The sequence below is a fragment of the Paenibacillus sp. FJAT-26967 genome (assembly GCF_001541095.1).
GTDB lineage: Bacteria > Bacillota > Bacilli > Paenibacillales > NBRC-103111 > Paenibacillus_F.
Genome location: NZ_LMXH01000001.1, coordinates 274,492 through 294,571, shown reverse-complemented (window position 1 = coordinate 294,571; position 20,080 = coordinate 274,492). Strand labels below are relative to the sequence as shown.

Below are 20,080 nucleotides of genomic sequence, written 5' to 3'. Positions count from 1 at the left end.
CTATTACCGTCTCCGTCACTGGCGCGTACTCCCCTGCCGTTGCTTGCGGGAAGCTTCCGCCCGGGCTATGCAGTCCAGTATTTTATCGTTCAGTGCCCCCACCCGCTCCATGTCCGTTTCACGTACCGGCAGCAGAGGCAGTCTCGGCTCGCCGGAGTCGAGTCCGCGCAGCTTCAAGACCGCTTTGCAAGCCCCGTACAGGGACGGGAACGTCAGCAGTTCGGCGATCAGCTCATTGACGGTAAACTGCCATTTCTGCGCTTCCGCCAGCTTGCCTTCCTGGAAGCAGTTCTCGATTTCGAGGAAAAGCTCCGGCATAACCCCGTACGTTCCGCCGATTCCGCCGTCCGCCCCGATACTCCGTCCCGCCAGATACTGCTCGTCCGGTCCGTTTAATACGAGAATGTCATCTCCGCCCGCCGCCTTGAATTGCTGAAGCTCGAACGTGCTTTCGGCGGAAATTTTCACCCCGATAATTTTGTCCTGCCGAATTAGCCGGGTCAAAAGCGTTTTAGACAAATGGAAGCCCGTCGTCTGCGGGATATGGTAAATGATAAAAGGTAGTAGCGTGCTGTCTACAATCGACTGCCAGTGATGCTCCACACTTGCCTCAGGCAGACGGTAATAGATGGCCGGGACGGCGGATACCGCATGTGCTCCCGCTTCCTCCGCATGCTTGGCAAGCGCAACGCTGTCACGCGTGGACGGCGCTCCGATATGGGCGATAACGGTGAGCTCCCGCCCGACTTCGGCAATGACTGCTTCCAGCATTTTTTTGCGCTCCTCTACCGATTGCAGCATACCTTCTCCAGAGCTGCCTCCGACGTACAACCCGCTGACGCCCGTGTTCGCGTAATGCCGGGCCAGCATGCGGGCCGCTTCCGTTGAAACTTCTCCCTGTTCATCGTAGCAGGAATACATGGCGATCGTAATGCCTTTGAAACGATCCAAATCTACCGTTCTCATTTGTGGATAACCTCCGTTTATACAAGCGAATATAATGGATATTTTCACCTAAAATGCGCAAATAGATGTTTTTTATTTGATATTTGTTGCCCGCCAACCACTCAGAACGGCGATCGCTGACTATCCTTTTACGGCGCCCATCGTAATTCCCTGGGTAAACGATTTTTGGAACAGGAGAAAAATCGCGATCATCGGTACCGACGCAAGAGCCGCTCCCGCCATCATCACCCCGTAGTTCGTCGTATACTCGCCCTGCATCGTCGCGATTCCAAGCGGGAGAGTCATCATCGAAGTGGAGCGTGTCATGATGAGCTGGCTGAAATAATCGTTCCACGAAGCGATAAACGTAAAAATAGCCAAGGCGCCGAGCGCCGGTTTAAGCAGCGGTAAAATAATCGTGGCGAACAGTCTGATCTCCGAGCAGCCGTCCATTTTCGCCGCTTCCATCAATTCGCCCGGAATCGTTTGCGCAAACTGCTTCATGAGGAAGACGCCGAACGGCCAGCCGATTGCAGGCAGGATCAGGCCCCAGTACGTATTCACCCAGCCGAAGTCAGCCAGCATGGTGAACAAGGGAACGAGAATCACCTGCTTGGGCAGCGCCATTGCAGCCACGAACAGCGTGAAAATCATTTTGCGGCCCGGAAACACTTTTTTCGCGAGCACATATCCGGCCAGCGATGAAACCATACAGACTGCGATCATTTCGCAAAAGGCGATCAGAAAGCTGTTGAACGTCCAGCGCCAGACCGGATTTTTGAACAAATCCGTCCAGTTCTGCAGGGTCGGTTTCAGGGGAAACCACTCCGGCGGAATCGCGGTCGCGACGGTCTGAACTTTAAACGCGCCGGTGATGATCCAATAGAACGGGAAAATAAAAAGCACAGTAGCCAGCAGCAGCAAGATGAAGGAGAATACTTTAACGGGCGATATCTCCTTCAGCCGGCTTTTTTTGCGGACCGCGCCAGCAGTCCCCGGACTCCTATCAAGTAAAGCGTTCATAAGTATCCCTCCTAGTACTCTACATCGCTGCCGAAGAATTTGAACTGGATGACCGAGATGATTCCGATCACGATCGCCAGCAAAATGCCCATCGCCGAAGCGATTCCGAAATTACCGAGCACAAACGCCTGTTCATAGACGCCGTACATAACGGTAGAGGTGCTGTAAACCGGACCGCCTGCGGTAAGCAGCTGAATGAGAGCGAAGCACTGGAACGTATTGATCGTCGTAATGACGATGATGTACAAATTCGTCGGCATCAGCATCGGCCAGATGATTTTGCGGAAAATCTGCCAAGGCGTGGCCCGGTCAATCTGAGCGGCTTCGATGTAAGAAGTCGGGATGTTGCCTAGGGACGCGACGTATAGAATAATCGGCTGCCCGACCGAAGTCGTGATAAGCACCGCAATAATCGCAAGCAGGGCGGTACGCGTATCCCCCAGCCAGAACACAGGCTCTGCTCCGGCCAGACCCGTCAGGTAGTTCAAAATCCCGTAGTTCGGATGATAAATCCAGCCCCAGACGACGGTGATGCTGACGACGGAAGATACGGCCGGCAGATAAAAGACCCCCCGGAAGAAAGAGCGGGAGAATTCTTTCATTTTGTAAATGTTCACCGCTACGAAAATCGAAAACACGATCACGATCGGAACCGCGATGACGACCAGCAGAAGCGTATTTCTCATCGATTTGAGAAACGTATCGTTTTTGAGCAAAGAGGCGTAATTATCCAGTCCGGTAAATTCGAAATGCCTCAGCGAATAATCAAAGAAGCTGATATATACTCCCTTGAACATCGGGTACGCCACAAAGAGCAGGAAAAACCCGAGCGCCGGCAGTAAAAACAGGTAACTCATCAGCCAATCGCGCCGCACCGCTTTCCTGGATTTGCGAACTGCTGCTTCCATCCCCTATCCCTTCTTTCTCTGTTGTTTAGTGAAAGGAGCGGAGTACACTCGCACCCCGCTCCCACGCTTTGCTTGTTTACTTGGCCTTGCTCTGCGACTTCGCTTTCGTAATCGCCTCATTGGCTTTGGAGGCGAAAGTGTCCAGCGCTTCTTTGGCCGTGGCTTGACCCGACAAAGCTTTCTGCAGTTCAGGGAACCAGAACGTGCGGATTTCGGCATATCCGTCCGCAATCGTCGGCGGATCGGTAATAAATTCACGGGCAAGCTCCGCGTATTTGTATTCCGAATTGTCGTACAGCCCCGTGACCGATGTACGTGCGGACAAGCCGCCCGTCTGGATAAGGTTTTTCTTTGCCGTCTCAGGATCGTTCGCGATGAAATCGATCAGCTTTTTGCCAGCTTCAATCTTAGCTTTATCCCCGTTGTTGAAAATAGCCATTCCGCCGAGATACGGTTCCAACTTGGGCTTAGAGCCGTCGAGTGTCGGGAACGGAAGCAGCACGTCATCGAACTTCACCTTCTTGTTCGGCTCGTTCTGAGCCTTCAGCACGGCGGAGTAGTTGATCGTAAACGCAAGCTTGCCTTGCAGGAACAGATCGTTCACGTCGGCTGCCGCAAGGGAAACCGCACCCGGAACGACAAGCTTGTCTTTGCTTCCTTTTACGATCCAGTCGAGAGCTTTGGCCGCATTGTCGGTGTTGATCGCGGCTTTGCTGTTGTCCTCACTCAAGAATCTGGATACGCCCATGTTGGCGATGTAAGCGCGCGTTCCCTGATCGCCCGCTGTGCTTTTCGCGTAGAAGCCCGACGGAATAATTTCCGGCGCTTTTTCTTTAACCGCTTGCAGCGCCTTCTCATATTCGGCCACCGTCCACGTACGGTCGGGACGATCAAGCGGGAGCAGATCCGTCGCGCCAATTTTATCGAACACGCTTTTGTTGACCGCCATCATGAAAGGAGCTGTGTTAACCGGATACATATAAATCTGATCCCCGACCATCGACTGCTTCCAGAGCGCCGGTGAAATGTCTTTCTTCACTTCTTCGGACACCATATCGTTTAGCGGAGCCAGCAAATTTTTCTTGCCCCAGTCGATAATGCGTCCCGGAGCGTCATAAATCACGTCGGGAGCGGTGTTGGAAGCAATCGCCACATTGAGCTTTTGCGGTCCGCCTTCGTACGTAATCATTTCCAGATTCACTTTGATATCGGGATACTTTTTATTAAAGGCAGCGATAATCTGCTTCTCGTACTTACCCACTTCACCGTCCAGCGGCTGGAAATTCGGGAAGTTCCACCAGGTAATCTCTACCGGTTTGGATGAAGACTGATTAGGTGAAGCGCTTTCATTTTGTTTAGTCTGATCACTGCCGCAAGCGGCCAGTTGTGTCCCGATCAGGGCAATGCTCGCTGCGGTCATGAGTCCTTTTTTCCAAGTTCTCATTTCTTATCCCCCTCTATAGTTGAAAATGAATCGCTTTCATTTCCTGTGTTAAGCATAGAACATATCGCGGCGCTGCATAATCCCTTAGATTTTACTTTCATGGGCGTATTTTGACCTGTTGGGATTTAAACCTGTCCTCTATGTCCGGTGTTTAGTATACTAGTTTTACATCTAACTATCAGCATGACAACACTTCCGGAGGACATCTATGTACAAATTGATGATTGTCGAAGACGAGCCTCTCATTCGCGCGGGGCTCAAACATTATTTTGCCTGGCAGGAACTTGGAGTCGAAACCATATTGGAAGCGGAAAACGGCAAACAAGGGTTCCACATAGCGCTTGGCGAACGGCCCGACATCGTCATTACGGACATCCGCATGCCGGAAATGGACGGCCTTCAAATGATCGAAGAACTGCGCTCCGAGCTCCCGGATACCGTTTTTATAATTTTAACGGGATATAACGATTTCGCCTACGCCCAGAAGGCCATACGGCTCGGGAGTGTTCACGCGTTCCTTCTCAAACCCTTGGAGTACGACGAAAGCCTGTCGATCTTGACGGAATGCCTGGACACACTGAAGCAGAGAAAAGCGGCGCGCGTCCAGCTAAATCTGCTCGAAACGCAGGCCCGGGAAACGATAAAGCTGAAGCGCAGCCAGCTTGTGAAGCTTCTCCTGGAGGAATCCGTTCCCGGAGAGGTCCCGCTATCCTCGTACGGACTGGACGGCGCATCGTATACATACCTGCCCTTTGTCGTCACGTGGTTTACGCAGCAGCCGCTGAGCTACCTGGCACGGGGACGTCTCAGAAACCAGGCGGAGAAGCTGGCGTCGGAGCTCATCCGCTGCTGCTACGACGATGCCGATCGGATCCAGGTCCTGACGTATTTTGATCACGCCAAAATGTATGCGCTTGCATTCCTGGAAGAGAGTACGAGTCCGTCCTTGACCGGGGCCGGAATTTCCGGCCCGGACGTCTCAAGGGCAAGCGGACTCTTCCGCCAGGCAGGCACCGATCAGGCCACTTTCTACGCGGCGCTCGGCCGCCACTCGTCTGACCCGGCCGCAGCGGGCTCTTCCCTCCGGCAGGCGGAGAAAGCGCTTTACTTGCGCTTTTTCCAGCCGGAGCGGCAGCTCTTGGAAGCAGGCAGGCTAGCCTCTCTTCCGGCGGATAGCGACTCAGACCCGCTCGTCCGGCTCAGCGGCCCGGACAAGGCCGAACTCGAGCGCGGCCTTGAGACCGGCGGCGCCGAGCCGATCAGGGAGCTTTTGGCGAGGCTTGCCCGGGAGAAACTGCTGGACACGCCGGGAGCCGCTTACGGCAGCCTGCTCGGCTTTCTGCAGGATATCGTGTCCGTCACGCTGCGCTTCGCCCACAAACACGATATTCCTGTCGAAGGCGTCTATAGCGACAAGCTCCTCAAGTTGAGCTGCGTGGACGATTTCCGGACGCTGGAGGGACTTCTGGACTGGATGAGCGGGTGGATGCTGCACCTAAGCAGCGTCTACCAAGAGTCATCGCAGACGAACGGTCCCGGCAACGGGATTATTTTCAAACAGATCGAAACTTATATCCGGCAGCATCTCGATCAAGATGTGACTTTGCAGATGGTGGCGGACCAATTTTTCTACAATCCTTCCTATCTCAGCCGGCTGTTCAAGCTCAAATTAAACAAAAATTATATGACGTTCGTATCCGAAATCCGTATTTCCCATGCGATGGACTGCCTGCAAAAGCCCGAGTATCTGGTGACGGAGGTCTGCCATCTGTGCGGGTATAAGAGCTACAAACATTTCGTTAAAACCTTCAAGAAGATTACCCGTCTGACACCGACCGATTACCGAAAACAAATAGGGTTGTGAGTGCCGTGAAGTTAAGAAAACCGAACGTGAAGTTTACCCGTATGAGGCATGTGAATCACCAGATTTTCCTGCTCATGATCTTGACCGTTACCCTGCCGCTTCTGATCATGTCGGGAATCATATATATGTTCTCCTTCAAAGCCGTGAAGACGGAGTATCAGACGAGCTCCAACCTGATCCTGAACAACCTTTCCTTTAATATCGACCAGTATTTGCAGAGTATCGAGAAAGGGACGCTCAACGCCCAACTCGACGCCCAGCTTCAGAACGCCCTGGAAAACTACACCTACCATCAGGAAGAAAACAGCCAAGATATGAAATTCCAGTACCGGAGCGTAATCGAAACGTTTATCAGCTCAATCGAAATGACGATCAAGAACGTGGACAGCATCCGCATTTATGCGGGAGACCGCGCCTTCTACTCCGCCGATTTTAACCGGGCCGATTATACCTCCGGTGATTTTACGAAAGAGCCGTGGTACATCCAGACCCTCCAGCATAACGGCGGGGTCGTGCTGTTCGGCACCCATCCCCCGTTTAACCGGACGAACGTGCACGAGCCCGTCATCTCCATCGCCCGGGTTATTAACAAGGTCGGAAGCAAGCAGCAGCTCGGCGTCATGCTGGTGGACATCCGCCTGGATTCGCTGCGGGAGATTTTGAAACTTTCGGAGACGAGCATGCGCAACTTTGTCATCATCGACAGCGACGGGGGAATCGTTTATTCCTCCGCCAACAACCAGATGGACCCAAGCAGCGTCTACAAGCTGGACACCGGAATAATCGAAACCGTTCTGAAAGAACGCACGGGCAGCTTTTACGCGCCTATTTCGGGCAAAAAATCGTACATTCATTTCCTCACGTCGCCTTATTCGGACTGGAAGGTCATTCAATCCATCGAGGAGAAAGAAATGACAAAGCCGGCCGGTTTGCTCGGCAACCTCATTCTGGGGCTGGCTCTCGCTTCGCTCGGAACTGCCGTACTGTTCATGATCCTGCTGTACAACCGCGTCACGAAGCCGATCATCAAGCTTACCCGCCAGGTTAAGCTCGTCGGCATGGGCCGCTTCGATGTGAATCTGAGCAGCAGGCGGCAGGATGAATTCGGGGTGCTTTATCAGGGAATTCATAAAATGGTGGAGGAACTCCAAAATTATATCGAACGTTCTTCCATGGCGAAAGCCCAGCAAAAAATCGCCCAATACGGAGCGCTGAAAAGCCAGATCAATCCCCATTTTCTCGCCAACGCCCTGGAAACGATTCAGATGAAAGCCGTTATCAACGGTCAGCGGGACATCTCGGAAATGGTAGGCATCCTCGGCAAGCTGTTCCGCATTCATATCCAGACCGGCAAAGAAACCGTTACTCTGCGGGAGGAGCTGGATCACATCCGCCTCTATGTCCGGGTTCAGCAGATGCGCTTCGGCGACAAAATCCGGTACGTCGAAAATCTCGACCCGGGAAGCGAATCCGCGGAAGTGATGCATTTCTCGCTCCAACCGCTGGTCGAGAATGCCATCGTCCACGGACTGGAACGCAAATCCGGTCCGGGGCTGCTCGAGATCGGCGCCACGCTCTCCGGTCAAGAACTGGTCATCACCGTCCGGGATGACGGGGCGGGCATGAGTGCCGAAGAGCTGGAGAAGCTGCGCGAGCGGCTGAAGCTGCCTTCGGACACGCTGGATCAGCGGCACATCGGGATCAAAAACGTACACGACCGCATCCACTTCTACTTCGGCGAAGCTTATGGTCTGACGGTGGACAGCACCGACGGAGAAGGTACGGCGGTCAGCATCCGGCTGCCGGGCGGAAAGTAAGCCGAAGGACAGCACCTTCTCAGCACCTATGCTTATGCGGCCTTCGTTTACAGACATAGGAACGCTCGTTTCCGAATATCATTACATAGCAGCGGTCACTTGTGCCCAGATCACAAGTGACCGCTGCTATTCTATTTACCTCCTATTGCAGCCTATCCCTTTCATGCTCCAGCCAAACTAGGACAGGCACCTATTTGTAAATTATTCGTAAAAAGAATCACACTCCCTTACTTACCGGTTCCCACGACTATGATTTTTTATGAAAAATTAATATTTTAAAGATTTTTACGACTTTAGACCTATAAACAGTCATTATTTCCGCAGAAATATCCGATAAAAAGAAAATAAGGATTTAATATTCTCTTTACCATCTCTATCTGGGAGTTGTTTTGAATGGGAACCACAGAGAAGACGAGTACACCTGACACCGATTCTGATTCTTTACGCTATTTTTTAAATCAAATGTCCATAATGACCGATAACAATCAATCGCTGCTTCCCTTTTATCAAACCTTGTTCCAGACTCTTTTTAATAATGCTCCAATCGGAATTTATATTCTGCAAGGGGAACACTACACCTATGTAAACAATTATTATTCCAAATTACTCGGATATACGGCACCGGAATTGACCGACGGAAGTGTATCGCTGGAGCAGATCATTCATCCGGATGATTTTGAGATGATCCAGCAAAGAATAAAGAGCCGGAGAGCAGGCGAACCGGCTGACGGGCAGTATGTACTGCGGAAGTTCCACAAGGACGGCAGTTTGATCTATACCGAAATTCACGCCTCGGCCGCGGAAATAGAAGGAAGAACCGTCTTATTCGGGAGCGTGATCGATATAACCGAGCGGGTGCTGACGCAGCAGAAGCTCCTGGAGAGCAACGAGCAGTACAAATCTCTCTTCTATAACAGCCCGGATGCCATCTTCTCCTTCGATGACGAAGGGAATTTTCTCAGTGCGAATCCCGCAAGTGAAGTAATCACCGGTTACACGACGGAAGAATTGCTGAACATGTCGTTTGCTCCCCTCATCCACCCCGAGGATCTGCCCGAAGCGATCAAGCATTTCGAAGATGCCAAGAACGGCATACCGAGCAGCGGGGATCTCGTGATCACCAAGAAGGACGGTACGCCTATTCACTTGAACGCCACCCACTTTCCTATGAAAGTAGGCGGTGTAATCACGGGTACATACGGACTGGCCAGAGATATTACCCAGCGGATTCTGTATGATCAGCAGATGGAACAATTCGCTTTCTATGATCCGCTTACGGGCCTGCCGAACCGGAAGCTGTTCGAGGACCGGCTGGGGCAGTTAATGAACTATTCCGAAGAAGACCGCAAACAATTTGCCGTCTTGTTCCTCGATCTGGACCGTTTCAAGCTCATTAACGATTCGTTAGGTCATCATTTGGGGGATGAGTTTCTCAAAATGGTGGCGGTACGGCTCTCGCAAGTGCTAAAACCGACAGATACGTTCAGCCGCCTGGCCGGCGATGAATTCACCATCCTTTTACCCGAAACATCCAGAGAAGAAGCCCAGCAGACTGCCGAAGCAATTATCGACCTGCTGGCAGAGCCCTTTCAGGTAGAAGGTCATTCGGTAACCGTTACAGCGAGCATTGGGATCGCTTTCGGCAAAGGACGGGAGAACACCGTTCATGAACTGATCCGCAATGCCGATACCGCTATGTATTACACCAAAAAGTTCCGTAAAACGAGGTATACGATTTATTCCGAAGAAATGGACCAGAACGCTTCCTACAAACTTACAATTGAGCGCGATCTCAAATTCGCGATTGAAAAGAATGAACTGGAACTTTTTTATCAGCCTATCATTGATTTGAAAACAGAGCAGATTACAGCCATGGAAGCGCTCATCCGCTGGAAACACCCCGAACTCGGACTTGTTCCGCCAAGTGACTTTATCCCTGTTGCGGAAGAAAGCGGGCAGATCATTACCATCGGCTCCTGGGTTCTGCACACCGCCTGCCAGCAGGCCAAGGCTTGGCAGGATTCGGATGTGCCGCCTTTTAAGGTAGCCGTGAACATTTCAACCAAACAGCTGCAGCATGAGAATTTCGTCGATTCCGTCATTGAAATCCTCGGTACGACGAATCTGGCTCCCAAATGGCTGGAGCTTGAAATTACCGAGAGTATCCTGCTCGATGATGTGGAATTAATCAATGAAAGCTTATTGAAGCTGAAGCAGGCGGGTGTTTTTATTTCCATTGATGATTTCGGTACGGGGTATACCTCCTTAAGCTATCTGCGGCAGTACCCGTTCGATAAGGTCAAAATCGACCGCAGCTTCATTGACGATATCAACCGCGACCTGAACGGCAAACGGATCGCCTCCGCTATCATCTCGCTGGCCCACAGCCTGAACATGAACGTCGTCGCGGAAGGCATCGAGAATGAAGTCCAGTGGGAGTATCTGATCGAAGAAAAGTGCAACGAAGGACAAGGTTACTTCTTCAGCCGGCCGCTGCCGGTTCATTCTCTTCAGCTTCATTCACCCATGAAGTTTGCTTCCACCGGCAAAAATCAGCAGATCTGACTGGCTTTACCTGCTGTGTGTCTGATCCTGCTGCGTGTCCGATTCCACAGTTGAATAAGCTTCTGATAGAAAGGGAGCCGCGGCTCCCTTTTTTGTATGCCTGTTATCGGCTGTAAAACATGAATAGCTGCCTTATTGGCAGCTGTCAAATTGTTGTCAAGATTTATTCAAGCTTTCTTCACCCGTTTGTCAACGATCCATCACATATATTGTGAAAATAATCACATACAAGATGTATCCTAGTGTTATAAGGTTTTTTATTCACATCAAGATTTTGTTTTCGTATGAACCAAGGGGGAAGGCGATGACAATGACTCCATTCAAAAAGCACGAGAAGAATCTCATGATTCTGATGTTCGCAGTGGCTGCGATCATGCTGATCTCTTTTCTCAGAAGACTATTCAGCTAACGTTTCCAGTTATAATCCAGCTGAGATAACGGGTCAGAGGAAGAAATCAGCCGATTGCAATGGCTGCACGAATGCAGCCTGCTTATTCTATTAAAATACTACTAAGAGGAGTTGACACTATTATGTTCGATTATGATCCGGTGCTGTACAGCCGCTATCTGACGGAGCTGACACTGGCTTTCCATATCATTTTTGCGACGATCGGTGTCGGCGTTCCTGTCATGATCGCCTTGGCGGAATGGACGGGAATCCGGCGCAATGACCGCTACTACTCCCTGCTCGCCCGCCGCTGGGCACGGGGATTCGTCATTACCGTTGCCATCGGTGTGGTGACCGGTACGGCTATCGGTCTCCAGCTTAGTCTGCTGTGGCCGAGCTTCATGGAAATTGCGGGGCAGGCCATTGCGCTTCCGCTCTTTATGGAGACCTTCGCTTTCTTCGTAGAGGCGATTTTCCTCGGTATTTATTTATATACCTGGGACCGCTTCAAGCCCAAAAAACACTTGATGCTGCTTATACCCGTTGCCATTGGAGCTTCGGCTTCCGCTTTTTTCATCACCACGGTGAACGCGTTTATGAATACGCCGCAGGGATTTACCCTGGAGAACGGCGTCATCACGAACGTCGATCCCCTCGCGGCCATGTTCAACCCGTCGACACCTACCAAAGTGTCTCACGTGCTCGCTTCCGCGTACATGACCAGTGCCTTTATTCTCGCGGCGATCGCGGCCTTCTCGCTTCTGCGCGGCAAAGGCGACAGGCTCTACGCTAAGAAAGCGCTGAAGCTGACCATGACAGCCGGTCTCGTCTTCGCCCTGGCCACTGCGGCCATCGGTGACTTGTCCGGTAAATTCCTTGCGGAATACCAGCCGGAGAAACTGGCCGCAGCCGAATGGCATTTCGAGACGCAGGAGAAAGCTCCGCTTCTGTTCGGCGGCATCCTGACCGAAGACAACGAAGTCAAATACGCGATCAAAATCCCTTACGCCCTAAGCATACTTGCCGGAGGCACGCCCGGCTACGAGGTGAAGGGGCTCGATCAGATCGACGATGAGCTGGAACCGCCGCTCTACGTGCATTACTTCTTCGACGGCATGGTCGCCATCGGATCGTTCACGATCCTGGCTGCGCTCGTGTATCTGTGGATGAGCCGCCGCAAACGGGCCGCTAAGCCTCTGCCGCGCTGGCTGCTGCGCACGATCGTTGCGTGCGGGCCGCTGTCCATGCTCGGCATCTGGCTCGGCTGGTTCTATGCCGAGGTCGGCCGCCAGCCATGGATTCTGCGCGGCTACATGAAGGTAGCCGATGCCGCGACCACCTCTATGCACGTCGATAAGATGCTGCTGCTGTTCTGTCTGCTCTACCTGATCCTTGCTTTCACCGCAGTGAAAGTGCTCTCCAAGCTGTTCCGCAACAACGATGTGGCAGATGAACTGATCGCCTTCGGTGTTTTGGAGAAAAGGGGGCCGCTTAAATGAGTATTGAACTTCTTGGCATCACGGTACTCTGGATATTTCTGTTCGGTTATCTAATTGTCGCTTCCATTGATTTCGGAGCCGGATTTTTCAGCTATTACTCGGTCATTACCGGCAACAAAAATATCACGCACCGCATCATCGAGCGCTATCTGTCACCCGTGTGGGAAGTGACGAACGTCTTTCTAATCTTCTTCTACATCGGACTCGTCGGCTTCTTCCCGGAAACCGCCCGCTATTACGGGACAGCGCTGCTTGTCCCCGGCTCGATCGCATTAATTCTGCTCGCATTCCGCGGCTCGTATTATGCGTTCAGCACGTACGGCTCCAAGGACAACAAATGGTACATGCTGATCTACGGAGCTACGGGGCTGCTGATTCCGGCCGCCTTATCGACTGTCCTTGCCATATCGGAAGGCGGAATCATTCTGGAGAATGCGGGAACAATCACACTCGACTGGAGCGCCTTGTTCGGAAGTGTCTACACCTGGTCCGTCGTTCTGCTTGCGATAGTGAGCGTGCTGTATATCTCGGCCATGTTCCTGTCCTACTATGCGCATAAAGCCCGCGACGAGGCGGCTTTCGAAATTGTCCGCGGCTACGCGCTCTTCTGGAGCATTCCGACCATTCTGGCGAGTGTGCTTGCTTTCTTCGCCATCTCCAAGCACAATCCGGAGCATTTTGCCAATATGCTGGATCTGTCTTGGATGTTCGTTCTCTCATTCCTATTCTTCCTGATTGCCGTGTACAGTGTATGGAAGAAACGCAATCTCGGCCTTGCCTTCGTGGCCGTTATCCTGCAGTTCGGCTTTGCTTTCTTCGGCTACGGGGCTTCACATCTTCCGTACATTCTGTATCCGTACATCAGCATTCACGAGAACTTCACGAATCAGACGATGGGGGCTGCGCTGGTGACCGCCTTTATCGCGGGACTGCTCATCCTCGTGCCTTCACTCGTGCTGCTAATGAGACTTTTCCTGTTCGACGCCAGTTATGTGCAGGGCAAATCCGACAAGAAAGGATGATCAGTCGTGGAATATTTCCTGATTACGTACGCGCCGCCGCTTGTTGTCGCACTTTCGCTTCTTTTTCTGTTTCTCTGGTCACCCCGAACCAAAGAAGTAACCGACCCCCGGGACCCTAAGGAGCAAGTCGAACGAAATGCAGGTGAGCCGAGGACCCCGTCCCCGAAATAATTTTTCTCACCCTCTATAGAAAATGAAGAAGTGAGTCGTCCCTTTACCGGGCTGCGGCTCACTTTTTTTTGATATCCGGGTCTTATGTCCGGCTCCTATTGACCTGCCCTTAACAAAAATAGGTTCGTTAGCTAACAATTCGTAGTTATACTATTCACATCACCTGCATACAATAACCAACACAAGGAGGTGCTGCAGCTTGTACTATGAAGAAGACCGAGAACCGTTCGAAGAGCCGTCCTCTGACGAAGAAGAGTGAAGACATCTATGTGACGTGATGCTCCCCCAAGCTTCCTAGGTCTGTCCCGATCCACCTGACGCCCCATTGAAGTTCCTTATCCCTTTTCAAACCCATTCATGTTTATTCGATCCCAATACAAAAAGCCCGTTACCTCGAAAGGCAACGGACTTTACTTTTGTTAAACGCGGATGCCCGGCAGCAGCGTTTTTTTATTTGTCTGTTTGAACTTTTTTTTTGTTTTTTCGTCAACGACCAACATACCGTCCTTCTTGTTTGTAACGATCCCAACGCTCAAACTTTCCATAGTCCCGATCCATCAACAGGCGTGTAATGTAATACTCTAATCAAACAATATTACTCCTGTTCCCTCCAAATTTTTTATTATTTTTAATTTATCATTAACATCGATAGCATAATATTCTTCACTATTATTATAGTTAAAGTACCCCTCTTCCATTGTCAGCAATCTAAAATATAAATATAAGGATTCGTCATTTTTATTTGTTTCTATTTTAACAAAGAAGTCCCATCGGTCATCATCCGGCTTTTTTTCCAATTGGATCGATGGTTTTAATAGAAGTAAAAATTCAGAAATGAAATTCGCATCACGAATTTCTATCTCCTTTCCTTTGTGCACAACTGAAACCATTCTTACATTCTCTATTGAAATATTTTCATTAAATTTAGTAATCGTTGTTTGTGATTGATTATAAATATAAAATACCAATGCAATTAATATAAAGACGCCAAATACATAAAAGATAATTTTCTTCATTTGTATATCTCTACTTTCTCACACGAACGTCAAAGATCGCTATCACAACAATTAAAGACAATAGAAATAAATAATATTTTCTTTGCATGAATACTACTTTCTGGTTTATGAGGTAATTATATACAACTCATCATTGTATGCAAAGAAATTTTGAATGAAACTCTTATACGATCTTATGTAAATAACTTCATACCCAGACAACAAAAAAAAACTGACGCCGGCAGATTGCCAACGACAGCTTGCTGTCTTTTAACTATTTTTCAAAGAGGGAGCACCGTCCCCTAGAGAAACAATTCCTCCGGGATACTCCGCTTATTTATCTTCGTTCAAATACACGGCTTTGCCTGTTTTGGAGGATTCGTAGATCGCTTCCAGAATCTCCGATACGACAAGCGCCTGCTCCGGTGTAACGACAGGGTCCTTGTCGTTCTCGATGGCGTCGATCCATAGACGCATCTCAAGATCCGGCGCGTTATCCGTATCACCTTCGTAGAAAGCGACACCGCCGCTGGACAGCTCGATGTTCTGCGTGTAGAGACGGCTGTTCTTCTCGCCGTTAATGCGCAGACCGTTTTTCATGTCCGCTCCGCCTTCTGTTCCGCTCAGTGTGCATTTCGCTTCGTCCACCTCCAGCGTGTTCAAAGCCCAACTGGATTCCAGCATGATCGTCGCGCCGTTCTCCATGGTGATCATTCCGAAAGCGGAGTCTTCGACCGTAAATTTAGCCGGATCCCAAGGTCCAAAAGCGTTAGCTGCATCTGCGCGGTGGGACAGCTTGTGATAAGCGGTACCCAGAACGACTTTGGGTTTGTAGTTATCCATCATCCACAGGGTCAGATCCAGCGCATGAGTACCGATATCGATCAGCGGGCCTCCGCCTTGCTTCTCTTCATCCAGGAACACGCCCCAAGTCGGTACGGCGCGGCGGCGGATCGCATGAGCCTTGGCGAAGTATACTTCACCCAGTTCACCGTCCTGGCAAAGTCTTTTCAAATACTGGGAATCCGAGCGGAACCGGTTGTTGTAACCGATCGTAAGCTTCTTCCCGGTACGTTTTGCAGCTTCTACCATCCGGCGGGCATCGGCAGATGTCTTCGCCATCGGCTTCTCGCACATCACGTGCTTATCTGCTTCCAGAGCCGCAATCGTAATATCCGCATGAGAATCGTTTGGTGTACAAACATGGACTATATCAAGGGAGGAATCCTTTAGCAGTTCACGGTAATCCTGGTACACGCAAGCATCTCCGGAGCCGTATTGTTTCTTTGCGTTTTCTGCCCGTTCAAGGATGATATCGCAAAATGCAGCCAATTCTACGTTAGGCAGTTTGGCCAGACTTGGAAGGTGTTTGCCGTTAGCAATACCTCCGCATCCAATAATTCCGATCCGGTACTTTTGTGACATTGCAGTTCCTCCTTAAAATGGTTAACCAAGGTATGTAGATAGGAGCAGACAGGGTCGGCATTCTAAATGTACGCGCGTTCTAAAATTTATCGGCTTCCCCTGTCCTCTCGAACGTACTACAATAAAGTATAGAAGATACGACGCCAAAAGAAAATTACGAATCTGGCGATACTTATATGCAATTTTGGCATTCGGGGGTCCAGTCGGTGGAAATCTATAATGAACAAATTAACTATGAAAACCCTTTTTTGGCTATGCGGGTTTTTCAAGCCCGCAGGGAGACTGAATTGCTGGGGCAGTGGCATTACCATAAGGAGGTGGAGATGCTGGCCGTCGTCGAGGGAGAACTGGAGGTCTACCTTGAACACGAGGTTGTCCGCATGAAGGCAGGCGATGTTCTCCTTATCGGTTCTTCAGAGCTGCACCGTGACCGCTCGGCATCCAGTTCACCTCTGATCTACTACGTATTTCAGTTTGATCTGGAACATTATTTTGACGAAAGCGGGATTGCATATCTCCGATACTTCTCAGAGACTCAATCGGCGCTCAGTAAGCTTAATTATATCTTCCGGGATAATCCGGCCATCCGGTCTGAAATCTTCTCGTACATCAAGGACATCCACATGGAATGGAAAAACAAGCAGGTCGGCTACGAAATTGCCGTCAGTATTCTGATCAAGCGGATCGTACTTACCCTGCTGCGCGGAGATACGGAAAGACTGCTTAATTATGGCAGCAGTACAGACCTCGTCAGGCTTAAGCCTGTATTCGAATATATCGACCGCAATATCGACGGCAAAGTATACGTGGAAGAGGCTAGCAGAGCCGCGAATATCTCCTACTACTATTTTGTCAAATACTTCAAGAAAGTACTCGGCATTTCTTTCATGGATTACGTGAATTCCAAGAAAATCAAGCGGGCGGAGAAAATCCTGCTCACCCAGGATATCAGCGTCGCGCAGGTCGGCGAACAAATCGGCATGCCGAATATGGCGCACTTCTACAAAACCTTCAAGAAAGTCAATCAATGCTCCCCGCATGAATTTCGCAAAAAAATGCTGGAATGGAACCGGTAGTCCCTAAGTTCTCTCCTGCCGTCAACCTAATAGCTTCCCGGCGTCGTCTTGGCTCTGTACCCAGCTTGAGCACCATGCCCGCGCATTTTGTTTAAGCCCCTTGCTTGATAAGAGTATCCTATATAAAAAAAAGCCCGACCGAATTCGGCCGGGCTCTTCAGTACGGAATCTTGTCCATTATTACTCGTTAAAGTGACCGGCGAACCTGCTGGGCAACCAGCTTATAGCCTACCCCGCGGATCGATTCAATCTGCACCGACTGCTGGTTCATCTCCAGCTTCTTGCGGAGCGAACTAACATGCACGTCCACCGTCCGCTGTCCGCCGATATAATCGAACCCCCATACGATGTTCATCAGATCATCGCGTGTGACGACAACGCCGGGACGCTGGACGAGATACAGCAGCACCTCGAACTCCTTCGGACGAAGCGGGATCGATTCTTCTCCGAGATAAACTTCATATTTTTCAGGAAAAATCTGAAGATCTCCGAACGCAATAACCTTGTCCGTTGATTTCTTGCCCTCGCTGCCGGGTTCATCCGTATGGGTGCGCCTTAAAACTGCGGCAACCCTGGCAAGCAGCTCCGCAACTCCGAACGGCTTCGTAATATAATCGTCTGCGCCATGCTTCAGACCTTGAACGACTTCTTCCTCCGCGTTGCGGGCCGTCAGAATGACAACCGGCGTCGCGTTGCCTTTCTGTCTCAGCTTGGACAGTACTTCAAACCCATTCAATCCCGGCAGCATGATGTCCAGAATGATCAGATCATAGGGCTGCTGCATAGCAGCCTGCAGACCGTCTCCCCCATGATCGACCACCTTAGTCTCATAGCCTTCCTGAGTCAAATTATAAGAAAGCAGCCTTGCGAGTGTAGGCTCATCTTCAATAACCAGAATTTTTTGTGACATCGTGTCCCCCACGCCTTTTAACGTCTTGTACGACTAGTGTAAGCTAATCATACCAGTGAAATGTAAATCTCATGTAAACAAATCATTAAGGCCATGTAAACTATCCTCAAAAAACACCGCGTCTAAGGATGAATGACCGGCAGCTCGATAATAAATTCGGTTCCGGAGCCGACTTCGCTTTCTACGCGGATCGTACCCTGGTGCATATCGACCAGATGCTTCACAATCGACAGACCCAATCCGGTTCCGCCTGAACTCCGGGATCTTGCCTTATCTACCCTGTAGAATCTTTCGAAAATACGCGGCAAATCCTTACTTGGTATTCCGATGCCGCTGTCTTTAATGCTTATCCGGATACGTTCATCATCCATACCGCCATCATGCTCAATCGACTCGGCCTGTACCGATACCGTCCCGCCTTCCGGCGTATAATTAATTCCATTGGCCAGGAGATTAATGAGAATCTGGCTGATCCGGTCTTCGTCCGCTTCCAGATAGAGATTCTCCTCTGCACTCATGGATAGGGATATCTTCTTCTTCGCCGCTTCTGACTCCATCATTTGAAGAGATTTTTCAATAATGCTGTCCAGGCTCGTAGGCGACAGCTGGAGAGGAATGCGTTTGGACTCGATTTTGGATAACTCCAGAATATCCCCAACCAGCCTGTTCAACCGTTCGCTTTCATCAAAAATAATTTGCAGGAACGACTTCGCGGTCTCGCGGTCGTCAAGTGCGCCCGCCAGCAGCGTTTCGGAGAAGCCTTTTACAGCTGCAATCGGCGTCTTGAGCTCATGGGATACATTGGCGACAAACTCGCTGCGCATCCGCTCCAGACGGCGGATCGCGGTAATGTCGTGCAGAACGACCAGCACGCCCGACCATTCCCCGCCCGCCTGAAGAATCGGGCTCAGACTTATTTCCAGAATCCGCTCCACCGGATAATAGAAAATCTTTTCTTCGCGGATATATTTATTCGTTTCTATACATTCCTGAATCAGCTTCGTCAATTCGAACTGCTGCTTGGCTTCATTATACTTCTTCCCGTACAGTTCACTCGAAGAGAAGCCCAGAATATCTTCCACAGACCTGTTTACAAGTACGATCCGCTGATCCTTATCCACCATCAGAATGCCGCTGCCCATATTCTCAAGGACACCTTTAAGGCGTCCCTCATGCTCCAGAATCCGGTTCATCTGCATCTGGAGGCTGTCAGCCATCCGGTTAATCGCCTGGCCCAGCTGCCCCACCTCATCCAGGCTTTGAGTTTCTACCCGCGCTTTGTAATTGCGGTTCGTAATCTGCTGGGCGACTTGAGTAATATTCTCAATCGGCCGGGTCAAACCTCTGGCAATCCGGTAACTGATTATGCCCGCTGCCGCGAACAAGATAAGCAGTCCGGTGAGCAGGAACAGCCACAGATGGCGGATTGTCTGTTCCACTTGCTCCAGACTAATCGCAAGCCGCAGGTATCCGCTCACTTCACCTCTGCCGTCTCTTACAGGTATCGCCGCATACAGCATATTCCGCTCCAGCGTATTGCTGTGACGGATGGTATAACCCGCGCCTTCCTTCATAGCTTGACTGATTTCGGCCCGATTCATGTGATTATCCATTTCTGCCGGATTCTCATCGGAATCTCCCAGAACTCGGCCGTCTTCCCGGATATAAGTAACACGAGCTTCCGTATATTGCTTCAGACGCTGTGCCTGCTGCGTATAATACGGAATCAGGAACTCTTCTTTGCCTGCACGGTTCCAGTCGCCCATTGTTTCCATCACGCGAAGCTCGCGTACGAGATTGCTCTCCAGTTCTTTTATATGGGAGTCCTCAAGCAGCTTCGCCATAAACACACCGGCGATCAGCATGGAGCCCCCGATCATGATCATAAGAATAACAGTTAATCGGACACGAAATTTATGCATCGGTTCTTTTCACTCCAAACGTCGGGATCATCTTATTGCTAGTGTCTGCCTTAATAGCTATCGTTCTTTTATACCGTATTTGCAGACACACAAATTCCATCTTAAG

Annotated in this window: 14 protein-coding genes; 6 read left to right on the top strand and 8 right to left on the bottom strand. The window is 50.5% G+C overall.

Annotated features, from left to right (window positions below; translation table 11 throughout):
• Positions 1–15 precede the first annotated feature (15 nt).
• The 4 genes from AR333_RS01325 to AR333_RS01310 all read right to left on the bottom strand — a co-directional run bounded on the left by AR333_RS01325 (position 16) and on the right by AR333_RS01310 (position 4,320).
• The gene (locus AR333_RS01325) at positions 16–966 is read right to left on the bottom strand and encodes a dihydrodipicolinate synthase family protein (RefSeq protein ID WP_068773555.1); all 951 of its coding nucleotides are present in this window, start codon (positions 964–966) and stop codon (positions 16–18) included.
• A gap of 120 nt (positions 967–1,086) precedes the next feature.
• The gene (locus AR333_RS01320) at positions 1,087–1,968 is read right to left on the bottom strand and encodes a carbohydrate ABC transporter permease (RefSeq protein WP_084783435.1); all 882 of its coding nucleotides are present in this window, start codon (positions 1,966–1,968) and stop codon (positions 1,087–1,089) included.
• An 11-nt stretch (positions 1,969–1,979) separates the two neighbouring features.
• Entirely contained in the window at positions 1,980–2,876 is an 897-nt protein-coding gene (locus AR333_RS01315; protein WP_068773554.1) for a carbohydrate ABC transporter permease, read from the bottom strand.
• Between the two features lie 76 nt (positions 2,877–2,952).
• A complete protein-coding gene (locus AR333_RS01310; RefSeq protein ID WP_068773553.1) occupies positions 2,953–4,320 on the bottom strand; it encodes an ABC transporter substrate-binding protein in 1,368 nt (455 codons plus the stop codon).
• A gap of 208 nt (positions 4,321–4,528) precedes the next feature.
• On the opposite strand from AR333_RS01310, the gene AR333_RS01305 reads away from it, so the two are divergent.
• The 5 genes from AR333_RS01305 (at position 4,529) to AR333_RS01285 (ending at position 13,475) form a co-directional block, all read left to right on the top strand.
• Positions 4,529–6,184 carry a response regulator gene (locus AR333_RS01305; RefSeq protein ID WP_068773552.1) on the top strand — a complete coding sequence of 552 codons (1,656 nt, stop codon included), beginning with the start codon at positions 4,529–4,531 and terminating at the stop codon, positions 6,182–6,184.
• Between the two features lie 5 nt (positions 6,185–6,189).
• Positions 6,190–8,001, top strand: coding sequence for a sensor histidine kinase (locus AR333_RS01300; protein ID WP_172798784.1), 1,812 nt, complete (start codon positions 6,190–6,192; stop codon positions 7,999–8,001).
• 393 nt (positions 8,002–8,394) lie between these two features.
• The gene (locus AR333_RS01295; RefSeq protein ID WP_253735689.1) at positions 8,395–10,566 is read left to right on the top strand and encodes a bifunctional diguanylate cyclase/phosphodiesterase; all 2,172 of its coding nucleotides are present in this window, start codon (positions 8,395–8,397) and stop codon (positions 10,564–10,566) included.
• Positions 10,567–11,097: 531 nt separating this feature from the next.
• Positions 11,098–12,453 carry a cytochrome ubiquinol oxidase subunit I gene (locus AR333_RS01290; protein ID WP_068773550.1) on the top strand — a complete coding sequence of 452 codons (1,356 nt, stop codon included), beginning with the start codon at positions 11,098–11,100 and terminating at the stop codon, positions 12,451–12,453.
• A complete protein-coding gene (locus AR333_RS01285) occupies positions 12,450–13,475 on the top strand; it encodes a cytochrome d ubiquinol oxidase subunit II (RefSeq protein ID WP_068773549.1) in 1,026 nt (341 codons plus the stop codon). Before AR333_RS01290 ends, AR333_RS01285 begins: the two co-directional genes overlap by 4 nt.
• A gap of 752 nt (positions 13,476–14,227) precedes the next feature.
• On the opposite strand, the gene AR333_RS01280 is transcribed toward AR333_RS01285, so the two are convergent.
• Both AR333_RS01280 and AR333_RS01275 read right to left on the bottom strand, forming a co-directional pair.
• Complete coding sequence (locus tag AR333_RS01280; protein WP_068773548.1) at positions 14,228–14,662, bottom strand: hypothetical protein; 435 nt, start codon at positions 14,660–14,662, stop codon at positions 14,228–14,230.
• Between the two features lie 312 nt (positions 14,663–14,974).
• Complete coding sequence (locus AR333_RS01275; protein WP_068773547.1) at positions 14,975–16,066, bottom strand: Gfo/Idh/MocA family protein; 1,092 nt, start codon at positions 16,064–16,066, stop codon at positions 14,975–14,977.
• Positions 16,067–16,272: 206 nt separating this feature from the next.
• On the opposite strand from AR333_RS01275, the gene AR333_RS01270 reads away from it, so the two are divergent.
• Positions 16,273–17,142: an AraC family transcriptional regulator gene (locus AR333_RS01270; RefSeq protein ID WP_068773546.1), complete on the top strand. Its 870-nt coding sequence runs from the start codon at positions 16,273–16,275 to the stop codon at positions 17,140–17,142.
• Positions 17,143–17,329: 187 nt separating this feature from the next.
• Here the strand turns inward: AR333_RS01270 and AR333_RS01265 are convergent, their stop codons facing one another.
• Both AR333_RS01265 and pnpS read right to left on the bottom strand, forming a co-directional pair.
• Positions 17,330–18,052: a response regulator transcription factor gene (locus AR333_RS01265; protein ID WP_068773545.1), complete on the bottom strand. Its 723-nt coding sequence runs from the start codon at positions 18,050–18,052 to the stop codon at positions 17,330–17,332.
• Between the two features lie 122 nt (positions 18,053–18,174).
• Positions 18,175–19,974: a two-component system histidine kinase PnpS gene (gene pnpS, locus AR333_RS01260; protein WP_068773544.1), complete on the bottom strand. Its 1,800-nt coding sequence runs from the start codon at positions 19,972–19,974 to the stop codon at positions 18,175–18,177.
• Between the last annotated feature and the right edge of the window lie 106 nt (positions 19,975–20,080).